Origin of the sequence: Streptomyces sp. NPDC056486, assembly GCF_042795295.1 — a bacterium.
Taxonomy (GTDB): Bacteria; Actinomycetota; Actinomycetes; order Streptomycetales; family Streptomycetaceae; genus Streptomyces.
The window spans coordinates 44,731-57,719 of the sequence record NZ_JBHTSF010000048.1 but is presented as its reverse complement, the minus strand read 5'-3'; the positions used below and the strand labels follow the sequence as shown (position 1 = coordinate 57,719).

General features: G+C 69.1%; 10 protein-coding genes and 1 pseudogene. 6 read left to right on the top strand and 5 right to left on the bottom strand.

Annotated features, from left to right (window positions below):
- Positions 1–68: 68 nt before the first annotated feature.
- Entirely contained in the window at positions 69–500 is a 432-nt protein-coding gene (locus tag ACFQ7F_RS20715; RefSeq protein ID WP_383272406.1) for a VOC family protein, read from the top strand.
- Positions 501–552: 52 nt separating this feature from the next.
- Here the strand turns inward: ACFQ7F_RS20715 and ACFQ7F_RS20710 are convergent, their stop codons facing one another.
- Complete coding sequence (locus ACFQ7F_RS20710) at positions 553–1,323, bottom strand: DUF4157 domain-containing protein (RefSeq protein ID WP_383272397.1); 771 nt, start codon at positions 1,321–1,323, stop codon at positions 553–555.
- Between the two features lie 135 nt (positions 1,324–1,458).
- Between ACFQ7F_RS20710 and ACFQ7F_RS20705 the strand changes: the two genes are divergently transcribed.
- The 4 genes and pseudogenes from ACFQ7F_RS20705 to ACFQ7F_RS20690 all read left to right on the top strand — a co-directional run bounded on the left by ACFQ7F_RS20705 (position 1,459) and on the right by ACFQ7F_RS20690 (position 4,244).
- Positions 1,459–1,653 carry a hypothetical protein gene (locus tag ACFQ7F_RS20705; RefSeq protein WP_383272395.1) on the top strand — a complete coding sequence of 65 codons (195 nt, stop codon included), beginning with the start codon at positions 1,459–1,461 and terminating at the stop codon, positions 1,651–1,653.
- A pseudogene (locus ACFQ7F_RS20700) lies at positions 1,650–1,811 on the top strand (DUF397 domain-containing protein); the annotation flags it as partial. The gene ACFQ7F_RS20705 and the pseudogene ACFQ7F_RS20700, both read left to right, overlap by 4 nt.
- A 55-nt stretch (positions 1,812–1,866) precedes the next feature.
- Positions 1,867–2,496 (top strand): DUF7019 family protein, encoded by a 630-nt coding sequence (locus ACFQ7F_RS20695; RefSeq protein WP_383272393.1) that lies wholly within the window; start codon positions 1,867–1,869, stop codon positions 2,494–2,496.
- A gap of 416 nt (positions 2,497–2,912) precedes the next feature.
- A complete protein-coding gene (locus ACFQ7F_RS20690; protein WP_383272391.1) occupies positions 2,913–4,244 on the top strand; it encodes an MFS transporter in 1,332 nt (443 codons plus the stop codon).
- 75 nt (positions 4,245–4,319) lie between these two features.
- Here the strand turns inward: ACFQ7F_RS20690 and ACFQ7F_RS20685 are convergent, their stop codons facing one another.
- Positions 4,320–5,114, bottom strand: coding sequence for a hypothetical protein (locus tag ACFQ7F_RS20685; protein WP_383272389.1), 795 nt, complete (start codon positions 5,112–5,114; stop codon positions 4,320–4,322).
- A 283-nt stretch (positions 5,115–5,397) separates the two neighbouring features.
- Between ACFQ7F_RS20685 and ACFQ7F_RS20680 the strand changes: the two genes are divergently transcribed.
- A complete protein-coding gene (locus ACFQ7F_RS20680; RefSeq protein ID WP_383272387.1) occupies positions 5,398–5,787 on the top strand; it encodes a VOC family protein in 390 nt (129 codons plus the stop codon).
- A 32-nt stretch (positions 5,788–5,819) separates the two neighbouring features.
- Here ACFQ7F_RS20680 and ACFQ7F_RS20675 read toward each other — a convergent pair whose 3' ends face one another.
- From ACFQ7F_RS20675 to ACFQ7F_RS20665, 3 genes are all read right to left on the bottom strand, one after another.
- Complete coding sequence (locus ACFQ7F_RS20675) at positions 5,820–7,397, bottom strand: ABC transporter substrate-binding protein (protein WP_383272385.1); 1,578 nt, start codon at positions 7,395–7,397, stop codon at positions 5,820–5,822.
- Positions 7,394–9,583: an ATP-binding protein gene (locus ACFQ7F_RS20670; RefSeq protein ID WP_383272383.1), complete on the bottom strand. Its 2,190-nt coding sequence runs from the start codon at positions 9,581–9,583 to the stop codon at positions 7,394–7,396. Before ACFQ7F_RS20670 ends, ACFQ7F_RS20675 begins: the two co-directional genes overlap by 4 nt.
- A gap of 190 nt (positions 9,584–9,773) precedes the next feature.
- Entirely contained in the window at positions 9,774–12,971 is a 3,198-nt protein-coding gene (locus tag ACFQ7F_RS20665; RefSeq protein ID WP_383272381.1) for an NACHT domain-containing protein, read from the bottom strand.
- Between the last annotated feature and the right edge of the window lie 18 nt (positions 12,972–12,989).

The window sequence follows — 12,989 nt, the reverse complement described above, 5'->3', positions numbered from 1 at the left end:
CCACGGGGCACCACCGCCACGGGCGAAACTACGGAGACAAGGAAAGACTCCGTCTCTACGATGTGCCGATGGCAACGATCAAGCAGTTCCAAGTCACGTTCGACTGCGCGGAACCCAGGCGCGTCGCTGATTTCTGGTGCGAAGTCTTGGGGTACGTCCTGCCGTCGCCACCGGAGGGGTTCGCCACTTGGGCGGATTACGATCGCACGCTGCCGCCCGAGCAGCAGGAGTCAGCGGTCTGTTCGGACCCCACAGGTGTCGGCCCGCGGCTGTACTTCCAGCGCGTTCCCGAAGGCAAGGTCGTCAAGAACCGGGTGCATCTCGATGTGCGGGTCGGCACAGGGCTCGTGGGTGAGGAGCGCCTCGCCGCGCTCGAGGCCGAGTGCGCACGGCTGATCCCGCTCGGTGCGGTACGCGGTCTTCTCCTGCTCGCCGATGACGACAACGAGTCGTGCCTCAACATGCAGGATGTCGAGGGCAACGAGTTCTGCCTCGACTGAGTGGCCGCGAAAGCGGGGCCGGAGGGGGGCGGAAAGGGCCCGGGGGCGCCCCCTACACGGTTCCGGTCTTCGTGAGTTCCTCACCGTGGTCGGTGGTCTTGCGTTGGGCGGTGACGGAGGGGGCGGTGGCTTCGCCCGCGGCGTAGGCGTGGCCGTCGACCCCGGCGGCGTGTTCGGAGCCTTGGCGGGGGTCCGTGGTGGTGACGCCCGCGCCGTTGCTGTGGCCTGTCTCGACGATGCCGCGGGTGTTCTTGTCCACGTGGCTCAGCTCGTGGCCGATGGTCTCTTCGTTGTTGGCGGCCTCGGCGGACAGGAAGATGTGGTTGTCGATGGTCATGGCCTCGGCGCCCATGGCGGCGGTGGCGCGCTGGGCGACGGCGTCGCGGTGGACACGGGTGGAGGCGATCTTCTCGTTCTGGTAGAACGGCACGGCCTTGGACACGACAGCGGAGGGCAGGGACTCACTGGGAGAGTTCCTGGCATCGGCCACCAGGGCCGCCTGTCCCTCGGGGCTGGTGTCCGGCACCACCACATGGGCGTGCTCGTCCTCCTGCGCGGCGCGCGCGACCGTACTGCTCACGGAACGCTGGACCTGCGCCCCCTGTGCCGTCTGCGTCTCGTGTCCGCATCCGGCGCCGTGCTGGTGCTGCGCCCACTCGTGCCCGGTCTGACGCAGCATCTGGACGACGCCACCGTTCCCGACGGAGCCCTGCAGATCCAGCAACCGCTGAACAGCCGTGTCGGTGTGGGTAGTTGACGGACGTACTCGCGCGAGCGCGCCCCTCTCCCGGGCCTCGGCCTTGTTCTTTTCGTCGCGGGCCAAGGCCATCTGCGTTCCTCCGGCGCTCAAGGGGGTGGACCAACCACCCCACCCTTACGCGCGAGGTTCATACGGCTCCAGGGACGCGGGGGCAGACTTACGGGCCAAGTGGGCAGTCCGAAGAGAGAGAACCTTGCCATGCCAAGCTTCGAGATCACCCCGATAGGTACGGTCCGGAACGACCGGACGGACGTCCAGCACACGGACAACTGGGGTGCCGTCCGCAGCACGATCACCGTCGACGAGCGCTTCGGCGAGGCGTGTCTGCGGACACAGGCGCTCAACCCCCATGAGACCAAGGGCCTGTTGGACCGATTGCCAGGAGAGCAATGAGCGGCAGCACCGCGCTTGAGTGGTTCAAGTCCAGCTACAGCAGCGAACAGGGCGGCGCCTGCCTGGAGATCGCCGCCCACCCCGCCGCCGTACACATCCGCGACTCAAAGAACCTGGACAGCGGCCCGCGCCTCACCATCACGCCGGACGCCTGGACCGCCTTCCTGGCCCTCCCAGACCCGCACCTAGCGTCACGTGCGGTACTACATCTACGTGTCCGGTACCAAGTTGGACATGCTGTACGAGCAGATCCCGCCAAAGCTCCTGAAGCGGCTCGCCATCGAGGCGAAGGTCGACCTGAAGGTGCTGAGCGTCGCCGTGCAGTCGCCGCGTGCCGACACGACCGCGTACGACCGGCTCGACATCGTCGAGGCTTACCTGGAGCGGGAGTTCGACGTCAGCTGGATGACGGAGCCGCGCCCCTGGTTCAGGGGTGACCTGGGGCTGCGGATCGCCGGGTACGGCGATCCCGCCGGCCCGACGTTCATGACGGGGCGCGAGGGGGACACCGTCGTCGCGCTCATCGGGTCGGGGCATCATCTGATCGGGCAGCGGACGGCGCCCGACACGATCCAGGCGGCCTTCTCCAACCTGCCGTCGCTGTTCCAACTCGTACAGGACGACAGCCGGGTCGACGGGCGTCCCGTACACGAGGAGAACGCGATACGCCAAGTCCTCGAATTTTCCGCGTCGTTGACGGTTCCTCCCGTCTACGGCGAGTTCCTCGCGCGGCGACTGCTGAGCGGAACGGTCACAGGACGGGACGGGCGGGAACTGCGGATCGTCGTCGGTACGCCGCTGTATGTGGCGCTGGCGGACGAGGACCATGGACAGGGTGCCTGAATGGAGCCGGATACGGCAGTCCCCGACCTGGTTCGGATGCGGCTGGCCGGGGACGTGGCGGCCCTGTGCCGCGTTATGCGGTCCGGCGACTTCTCCACTGCCCTGCGGGCAGTCGAGCTGCTAGGGGACATCGGTGGCCCTGCGGCCTCCGACGCGCTTCTCGACTGCTTGGAGCGGCCGGTCGACCGCGGAAGCAGCCGGACGGGGGCTGCTCGATCTGGTGCGGGCGCGCGTCCCGAATATTCTGATGCGGGCGCAGCAATCCCTCGGGTACGGTCCATCCCGTGTCCGTAACCAAGTAACTCCAGGTGCCCCACCCGCCCCGCGGGTCCGGCACGGAAGCGTCCTGTCTTCCTCCGCCCCGCCGCTCGCGGCTTGCCGTTCGACGGCCCGGGGCCGATCTGGAGTGCCTGCTCGTGAACACCTTTCCCCGGCGCACGCTCACGCTTGCCCTGCTCTCCCTCCTCCAGTTCCTCATCGCGATCGACGTCACCGTCGTGAACGTGGCGCTGCCCGCCATCGGCGCGCGCTTCGACGCGGGCCCTGCCGCCCTCTCCTGGGTGGTCACCGGCTACACCCTCGTCGGCGGCGGGCTGCTGCTGCTCGGCGGGCGGCTCACCGACCTGCTCGGCAGGCGGCGGATGTTCCTGCTCGGGGCCGCGCTCTTCGCGCTCGCGTCACTGGCCGCCGGGCTCGCGCCCAATCTGGAGACGTTGATCGCCGCCCGGTTCGCGCAGGGCGCGGGCGAGGCCCTCGCCTCTCCGGCCGCGATGTCGCTGATCGCGCTGCTCTTCCCCGGCCCCGAGGAGCGTGCGAGGGCGCTCGGAGTGTGGGGTGCGATCTCGGCGGGCGGACTCGTCGTCGGCGTACTGCTCTCCGGCGCGATCGTCCAACTTCTCGACTGGCGCTGGACCTTCGGCATCAATGTGCCGCTCACGGCGGTCGTCATCGCGGTCACGCCCATGCTGGTGCGGGCGGACGGGGCGCGTCCCATCGGGCGTCGCCTCGATCTGCTCGGTGCGGCCCTTCTGACGGGCGGGCCCATCGCCCTCGTCTACGGTGTCCTGCGCGGGTCGGTGGCGGCGATGCTCGCCGGAGCGGTGCTCATCGGCGTCTTCGTGCTCGTCGAGGTGCGTACGAAGTCGCCGCTCGTGCCGCTCTCCTTCTTCGCCCACCGCACCCGCGCGGTCGCGAACGCGGCGACCGTGCCGCTGAGCGCGGGTCTCAGTACGAGCTTCTTCCTGCTCACTCTCTACATGCAGGATGTCGTCGAACTCACGCCTCTCCAGGCCGGGTTGGCCTATCTTCCGTTCTGCGCCGCACTCCTGGCGGCGATCTTTCTGACGTCCCGGTTGATCGGGGCGGTCGGGAGTAAGTACACCGCTCTGCTCGGGCTCCTCCTCACGGCTGCCGGGCTCGGCTGGCTTGCCCGTCTTCCTGACGCGGGCGGCCTGTGGGTGGACGTGCTGCCCGGCATGATCGGTGTCGCGGCCGGGATGGGCATCGGGCTGCTCGCCCTGCAGAACGCCGCCCTCTCCGACGTCACCGAGGACGACGCTGGCACCGCCTCCGGTGTCCAGCGTTCCGTCGACCAGCTCGGCGGCTCACTCGGGCTCGCGGTCCTGGTGGGCGCGGCGGTCGGTGGCGGCAGCGCTCAAGGGGCCGACTACCGGGCCGCGTTCGGGTGGGCCGCACTCGCCGTGCTCGTCACGGCAGTGGGCATGGTGGTGGCCGTCCGCAGGAAATAGTTCGACATCAGATGGCGGTCACTCATGCGGTTCCGCCGCTGCTGCCCGAACCTTCGCCGATCTGAAAGCTGACCGTCAGCGGCGGGATGTGCCCTCGTCCGACGAGGACGAGGCCTCAAGAATGGTGTTGACTTCGGGCGTCCCCCTCCTGCGGCCCTTCCGGATGCGGTTCTCGTGCTGGGCCCCACCGGGACGTCCCTGCGGGTAATCGTTGAGGAACTCGGGCGCTTCGTGGGACGGGTCGGCCTGCCGCCGGAGCGCGCTGCGGATGTGCTTGAGCGCTCCCGGCTCGCGAACCCTTTCGGCGTTGGCGATTCCCATGATCATCGCCGCCGCCCGGCACTGGTCGTCGCTCAGCCCCTCGATCTCCTCCTCGCTCAGCTGCCGCCCCTTCAGCGCAGCGACGAGGGGGGCGAAGTGCTCGGCGTCGAGTTCGGGGACCAGGCCGATGAACTGGCCCTGTTCCTCACGGACGTAGCGGCCGTCGGTGTTGTGGGTTCCCGGATACTGACCCTGGTTCGTGGTGACGTTCGGAGCTTTTCCGCGCCCGCGGCCATCGTTGTACGGACCGAACGGGGTTTCGTGCGTGGAGAAGCTCTCTGCCTGCCGGCCACCGCCGCGTTCGATGTCGCGCTCGGCCCAACGTTCCCGCCGTTTGTTGGCTTTGTCGCGATCCTCGTCGGTGACCCTCTGCACGTACGCGGTGGCAGCAGCGTTTCCCGCCAAGCCCTGCACGGCCGAGACGGACGACTGCGTGACTTGACCGTTTCCCAAGAGGTGCGCCGCATCGACGCCTCGGGTTTCTGAGGTCCGAAGTGGCAGAGCCTTTCCTTCTTGCTCGCCGCGCTCGCTCTTCCGGTCGAAACCCATGACGCTGCCGCTCCCTGTAGTGGGGTCGGTAGCCGGACGTGACACCTGGCCCCGAACCGTTCCGCCAGTCGCCTTCGACGCTAGGCGTACCGGGGGCGTCTGTGGATGTCCATTAGGGCAGACCTCCGTACACGCGGGATCCGTACACGCGGGACCGGACCGTCCGCGGGAAACAGCTCGACAGCGCGATGTCTCCGTGCCTAAGATCCACGGCGACATCGCGTGTCGGTCACCGGCTGGGTGAGGCATGGAGGTGTCAGGAGATGCCTTCTGGAGGCATTCCTTGTCGGTCGAACTGAATCACACGATCATCCACGCCCGGGACAACCGGGAGTCCGCCGAGTTCTTCGCGGATCTGCTGGGCCTTGAGATCACGTCGGAGTGGGGCCCGTTCATCGCGGTGGCGTTGAGCAATTCCGTCACATTGGACTTCGCCACCATCCCCGCGGACAAGATCACCCCGCAGCACTACGCGTTCCTGATCTCCGAGGCGGAGTTCGAGGCGGCGTACGAGAAGATCAAGGTACGCGGCGTCGAGCACTGGGCCGATCCGCATCAGAAGCTGCCGGGCGAGATCAACACCAACGACGGCGGCCGGGGCGTGTACTTCCTGGATCCTGCGGGGCACGCCATGGAGATCATCACCGTGCCGTACGGCGGCTTCCCCGCCTAGCCGCCCGCCCGGCAGCAGCCGTCGCCCGTCGTTCATGACGGGCAGCTCTTCGCGTCGTCCCCCCGGTAGGTCCGGTACAGCGGCAGCTTCCCTTTGTCGCCGGGCCGGTCTACCGGTGGGAACTCGATGATCGGGACGGGCTTGCAGACGGCCCACTGGTCGTTCGCACCCGGGCCGGTGAACCCATAGGTGCCGCTCGCCCCGACGAGGCAGCCGGTGCACGTCCCGCTGCTGATGGTCGAGAAGGTGAGCGTGCTGTACACGTCCTTGGTGGAGGGCAGCCGGACCGGATCGGGAGTCTCCTTGGCGCCTTCGTTGATGTCGCTGTACGTACGGTCGACGGCGGACGCGAGGAGGGCGAACCCGTCGTAATACATGGCCATGTACCCGTCCGCCAAGGGCTTGTCCCCAAGACTGTGATCGCTGTTTATCTTCTTGAAGCGCGCGTGGAAGGGTGAGAAACCGGAGGGCGCATATCCGATGTCGTTCTCCCAGGCGGGGTCGAAGGCCGAGGCGTCGACGATCGTGGCGTTGGCCCTGTCCAGGCTGCGCTTCATGTCGCGGGAGGTGAGCGTCGGCTCGATGCCGATGCCGACCTTGAGGATCCGCAGCTTGCCGCTGCGGTCGCAACCGCCCTCATTCGCGAGGCGGTTGATGAAGGCGGGCAGATCCTGGTCGCGTCCCGCGAAGAAGACGGTGTCCGCCTCGTCACGGCAGATCCTCGCGACGGCGTCGGCGAAGCGCCGCGGGATGCCCTGGTCCTCGCCCGACGAACCGATGTAGTGGGAGTTGTGGTTCTTCAGGTCGTAGGTCTTGCCGAAGTGCCGGTCGAAGAGCTCACGCAGATTCTTGGAGTACACGTCGCCCTCGCGGCTGTCCCAGAGCAGCAGGCCCTTCTCCTTCTGCGGATAGCGGTCGACGTAGTGGGACAGGGCCTTGATGAACTGTTCGTTGTTGGGCGACGTCTTGAAGAAGTAGCGGAAATTCATGGAGGCGGCGGTGATGACCGGGCCCACCGTCGGGATGCCGCGCTTGGTGAGCTCGGCGACCGCTTTGCGGGTGTCCGTCGTGCTGCTCGGGATGCCGGTCACCCCGACCAGCGGCGCCTCCGCGTCCCGCGTCATCTCGGCGAGCCGGTCGACGACGGGCTTCCACTGCTTGAGGTCATTGCCGTCGGGGGCGAAGAGCAGCTGATAGTGCGGGCCGCTGGCGCTGTTCGCCTCCAGCTGCGCCGCGAGAGCTCCAGCGAGGGCGCGCCGGATCATGTCGCCGGTCATCGCACTCGACTCGTTCGACGTGAAGGGCATCATCAGGGCGACGCGCACATAGGGAATGCGGGCCTTGCGGTTCGGCGGGTTCTCCCAGTCCTTTGCGACCCGGGCGTTCTCGTCCGCGATGGCCTCGATGAGGCTCTCGGACTTCTTGTCCGCGTCGAAGGCGTCGGCGGTGACCCCGATGCACTCCCCGGCTATCTCTTCCAGGCCGTCACCGCACGGTCCGGGGCGCGAGTTGTTCCAGGTGATGCCGCCGACGACGAGGGCGGCGACCACCACGGCAGCCACGAGCCATTCGAGGGGGCCCCACTCCTTGGGCGGGTGGTTGAACATCATGACCCCTCACTTACGGGGACGGGCAGGACCTGCCGTTTACGGGCGGCCACCGGCCAGTCGCGGGCGGCTCTTCCGAGGGCCGCGTACCAGGTGCGGTGGCGCCGGGAGAGGAATCCGAGTTCGTCGCCCACCGCCTGGCACAGGGTTTCGGCATCCGGGTCGATCGCCGGGTCGGCGTACGACTCGGAGAGGTACCACAGGGCGTGCAGGAGCCGGTTGATGCAGCGGCCCGCCTCGTCGAGATGGACGTAGCGGGCGGCGTGCTCGCCCAGCGCGATCTCCATCCGGTGGTCGCTCCAACCCACCGCGTCCTCCTGTGAGTTCACGGACCATTCGATGCTTCCCGACGGCGGGGTCGGGGCGGTGGCGCAGTCCCGCACGCACTGCAGCCAGTGCTGGACGCTCTGCTCCGCCTCCTCCGCACCGAACTCGTCCGCCAGCATGTCCACGACCCGTGCCGCGTTCCCTGCGGCCAGGCTGTGGCGCAACGCGTCCGCTTCCTCGTTGGCGGAGCGCTGCACGTGGTGCAGATGCAGGAAGCGGTGGATCTGGTGCCAGCTGTGCGGATCGTCGGGGGGCGGCGACGTACGGCGCGCCTCATGGACGAGGAGCGACTGGAGCAGCCGGTTCTGGACCAACGGCGCCTCGACGGGGACGGTTTGCTGCCACTGCCGCTGCACCAGATACTGAGCCGCCGCGTTGGCGGGCAGCTGTTCGGGGCCGTCGAGACGCAGGTTCTCGGCGAGGGCCTCCGCGGTCGCGTTGTCCCGGGCCAGGCACAGCACGAGGAGGCGGTCGCGCTGGCGCCGGTCCGGCAGCAGATCCTCCAGGAGCACCTGGGTGACCGGGCGCCCCTGCTCGGTGGGCAGGTCGAGCAGGTCCTTCGGGGCCACCGTGCGGTTCTGGCGCGCCGCGTGCACCACCGCCTCGCACAGCACGGTGCTGGCCGCCGGGTGCCCGCCGGTCAGCGAGTGCAGCGCCGATGCCAGGTGCGGGTGGAGCAGCCGCACGGACGCCCGGTCGAGCATCGAGAGGACTTCGTCCCTGCCCAGCGGCGTGAGCGGCACGACGAGCAGTCCCGCGGACGGATCGTGTCCGGCGCGCTGCCAGATGGCGGCGGCCTGCTTGCGCCGCGCGCCGCCTCCGGCGGGCAGCAGGTCGGCGAGTTCACGGCGTACCGCCTGCGGCGCCTCGTCCTGCGGTACGTCCCCGAGGCGGGTGGCGACGACGGTGATCCGGTCACGGTGGGGCCGCTGCGCGATGGCGCGGTGTTCGAGGAGCAGGTTCAGGAAGCGCTGCCCGGCGGGGGCGTGCGCCTCGTCGAGGAGGATCAGCGGCCAGGGCTCACGGTTCAGGTGCCGCACCAGGCCGTAGGCGTCGGCCACCTCTTCGAGGAAGGCGGCCATGAGGGTGTTCTCGACCGCGTGTTGGTAGTCGCCGCCCCGGTGGAAGCGCCGGCCGAGCTCAAGGAGGGCATCGGGTTTCCCGGTCACGCCGTCCGGTGTGGTGTGCCGCTGCCCGTACCAGTTCCGCGCCTGGGTGAAGCCGCGCATGGAGTGGAGCTCACGCAGGATCGCCGCCGTGACCGGCTGCGAGCCGTCGTCGTCCTCCACCGCGTTGCCGGCGGCGGCAGCGCCCGCCGCATCGGTGATGGAGGCTTCGACCCGCTCCGACCACTGCCGCGCCACCTCCCGCTCGCTACCGGCGAGGAGGTCGCAGGCGATCAGGAGCCTGGCGTGCCGGGCGCACACGGCGTCCCGTCCGTCCGCGTCGCCCAGGAACCAGCCGGAGACCGCGAACAGTCCCGGCAACAGGACGGGAAAGTGGCCGATCCCAGGAGCGAGCGCGCACACGATCCGCTCGAGGACCTCGACGAAGTCGGCGGCCGGGGCGGCGGGCACACCCTCGGTCTGTGCGGGGACGACGGGCACGGCTACGGACGCCCCGGGCGCCACGACCCGTACATGGGCCAGCGGCAGCCTCTTGTGGTAGTGCCGCGCGAGCCCGTCGAGGACGGCGCTGCGGCCGAGGCCGTGCTGCCCGGTGAGCAGGACGACGGGCATGTCGTCGCCGAACTCCCGCTTCCTGCGCTCCCGTTCCTCGTAAGCCAGTCCGGTGAGCGACGGAATGAGTGAGCCCACCAGAGGATCGCGACCGTACAGCAGTGGGGTTTGCGGCTTGCCCATCCGACGACATCCTGCTTCCGCTGGGAGCGTTCGGCCGCGAACAGGGCGAGTCGCAGCGCTCCCCCCGTGCACCAGCCGCTGACTACTGCTCCAACTCCTCCCGAATCAGTGGAACTTATCTGTGCTTCCGGACTCCCGCCAGCGGAATCGCGGGAGTCCGGCGGCACGTAAGAACGTTGTTCTACCCTCTTCAGGGCTGTGGATAAATCTCAAGTTCGAATCGGCCGGGGAGACCCGCCGCGGCGCGGACCTCTCCCGGGTAGGCGAGCCTGACCCGTCGCAGCCCGGCCAGGCCTGCCAGATGCGACAGATCGATGTCGGTGCCCTGGATGAGATGGATCTCCACGAGCCCCGGCAGCCTCCGGGCGATGCGCCGCAATGACACGGGCGCGCCCGGCTTCGCGTACACGTAGAGATGTGTGACCTGCGAGACCTGCGCGCGCGGGTCGAAGAGCAGCGTGCTCAGCTGCTCGGGTGAGAGGGTCAGCGTGCGCAGCCCGGGCAGTCGGGCGAGCAGGGCGCCCCACTCGTCGGGCAGCAGTCGCTCACCCGATTCGTGCAGGCGCAGTTCTTCAAGCGCCTGGAATTGCTCGATCTCCGAGAGATCTACCGTGCCGGCGGGCAGCGCGAGGACCCGTAGGTCCCCCAGGCGGGACAGGTCGGCGAGCCCGCGCCAGGGCACTTGAAGGCCCAGGTGCAGGGCGGTGAGGCGCGGGCAGTCCGCCAGCATCGCCAGCGGTTCGAACTGCGGGAGGTCTTCCAGTACGAGGGTGTGCAGCTGGGGCAGCCTGGTGAGCGGTGCGGGCTCCCTGAGGTTGCGGCAGCCCCTCAGGGTGAGGCTCTCAAGGGCCGGGAAGTCCGCGAGCAGACCGAGGTCGTCCAGCTGGAGCGCGCCGCGCAGCCGCAGCTCGCGCAGGCGCTGCGGGTCGAGTGCCGCGCGGACGGCCTGCGGGGTGAAGTCGCCGTGAATGCCGACGCGTTCGCATCCGGGCATGCCCGCGAGGGCGTCGAGCTCGGCGCTGGAGCGCACGGTGACGGGCTGCGACGGGTCAGCGGTGAGGAGCGGCCGGATGATCTCGTCGGCGTAGACAGCGGTGTCGAACCGGTCCCAGTGCCCGAGGAGTTGGGCCCGCACCAGGGGCTGCCGGGTGTCGAGGAACTCCGTCAGGCGCGGTATGGCGGCGTCACCGCCGATCTGGCAGATCGCGTGGACGGTCGCAAGCTCCTCGTCGCCCTCCAGGTCCCCCGCCCTGGGCAGCAGGCCGAGCAGCAGCGGCCCCGTGCGCGCGAGGACCCTGGCCTGGCGCAGGCTGCGCGGCGGGACCATGCGCGCCGCCTCGGTCTCGATGGTCAGCCGCACAGCGGGGTCGAGACGGGTGGCCTGCTCAAGAGAGGCGAGGGCGAGCAGCCGCAGCCTGGCCTGGACCATCGCGTCCTTCTCGCGATTGCCGCGCTCGTTGAGCCGCATGAGCAGATCGGCACGTCCCATGTGATCGCTCTGCGCCACCGCCATCTGCACCACGTCCTCCCACTCGTCCGCATGGGCGTTCTTCACCAGAATGCCGAAGTCCCGCTCTTCAAGCACCGCCTTGGCCCCGAGATAATCCTGAAAAGTACGGTGAATGAAGTCCACGGCCCCCGATGCGGGCTCACGCAGCAGTCCGGTGCGTTCGAGGAGGTACTGCAGGACGTCCTCGGGACTTCCCAGCTGCTGAAGACTCGGCACCTGGGGCTGCAGCCTGCGGAGCAACTCCAGGACGTCCGTGCGCTCGATCTGGGTGCGCTCGTTGCGGATCAGCCAGTACGCGAAACGCTTGAGGGGTTCGGCGGCCGCCTCCTCGCTGAGCGCGGCGGCCTCCTCACCCACCTTGAGGTCCAAGCCGCGCTCCTTGTCGCGCCGTTCGAGCAGCATGGAAAGGGCCGCTTTGTAGAGGGCGGCGCGCCCCTCGGGCAGAAAGCCGTTGCGCTCCTCGTGCAGGGCGCACATCAGGCTGCACATGAGCGGGTTGGTGGCGAGCCTGCTCAACTCCGGTCGTGTGCGCAGGGATTGGATCAGCTCGTCGTCGGACCCGTCGCGTCCCTTTGCCGCCGCGTGCCATCGTCGGATGAAGCGCCGCAGGTCGTCGGGGCGCAGCGCGTTCAGGGTGAACTCGTAGAAGCCCTCGCGCTCCAGCCAGCCGGGGGCGAGCGCGGAGGGGCGGGTGGTGGCGAGCCACAGGTTGCCGGAGAAGGCGGCGAGGAGCCGGCGCAGCCACTCCCTGGTGCGTGCGCGGTCGGCCTTGGGAATCTCGTCCAGGCCGTCGATGAGCAGGAGCCCGCGGCCGTTCTGCAGCACGCGTGCCGTCCAGCCGTCGGGTTCGGTGCCCACGTGCGGGCAGCCCATGCGGCGCAGGAAGTCGTCGGGCAGGGGCAGTTCGGTGCCTTCGCGGACCAGGGTGCGCAGCGGCAGGACGAAGGGAACGCGGCCGAGGAGCTGCGGCAGATGTCCGGGCACCGTTTCCTGCCGCGCGGTGGTCAGGGCGAGCCACTGGACGAGCGTCGTCTTGCCCGTACCGGCGAGGCCGTGCAGCAGTACGCGCCCGTGACCGACGAGGACGGACTCGACGCTCTCCTCGAGTTCCACCGCCCTTTCCGTGCGCGCCGCCTCGGGTTCGTCGTCCACGGCGGCCGTCGCGACGGCCCGCAGGCTCAGGTAGGCGCTCTCCAGAGGCCACTCCTTGCCGTCCTCGTTGCGCAGATCGACGCCGTAGAGGGTCAGGGTGCCGTGCTGCTTGATGACGTAGTCGGAGTATTTCTCCTCGAAGCGGGCGTCCGCCGCCGTCCAGTCGTCCCCCGATACGCGACGCAGGATGACCTCCAACTGGTCGCGCTGGCGCCGCAGTTCCTGGAACTCCTCCAGTTGGGCCCGGGCCGCGAATCCGGGCCGCTGGGTGAAGAACCGCACGAGGTGCACGCAGGCCGTCTGCAGGAGTACGTCGTGGAAGAGCGCCGCGTCGCGGGTGAGCAGCCTGCGCGTGTCGGGCCCGGCCTTGCGGTTGAGCTTCTTGGCCAGCTCCTCGGGCCCGAGCACGAAGATCTCCACGTCGTCCATGTCGAGCTCGCCGAGGGCGAAGAGGGTGCGGGTCAGCGCCTGCCCGACGGAGTCGTGCTCGTCGTCCGCGATCGGCCGCTCGTGCGGTCCCGCGGCCCGCACCGCCCGGCGCACCAGCTCCCGGGCGAGCCGGTGCATGTCGTCCTTGCTGAGCGCGGGGTGGTCCCCGGCGAAGGACAGCAACCCCGTGATGCGTACGGGCCGTTCGGAGTATTCGGCTCCCGGCGCCTTGGGCGGCGGCAGCAACAGCCGCTTCAGCAACGGCACGACGACCGAGGAAGCGACCTTGATACCCATTGCTCCAGCGTCCACTGC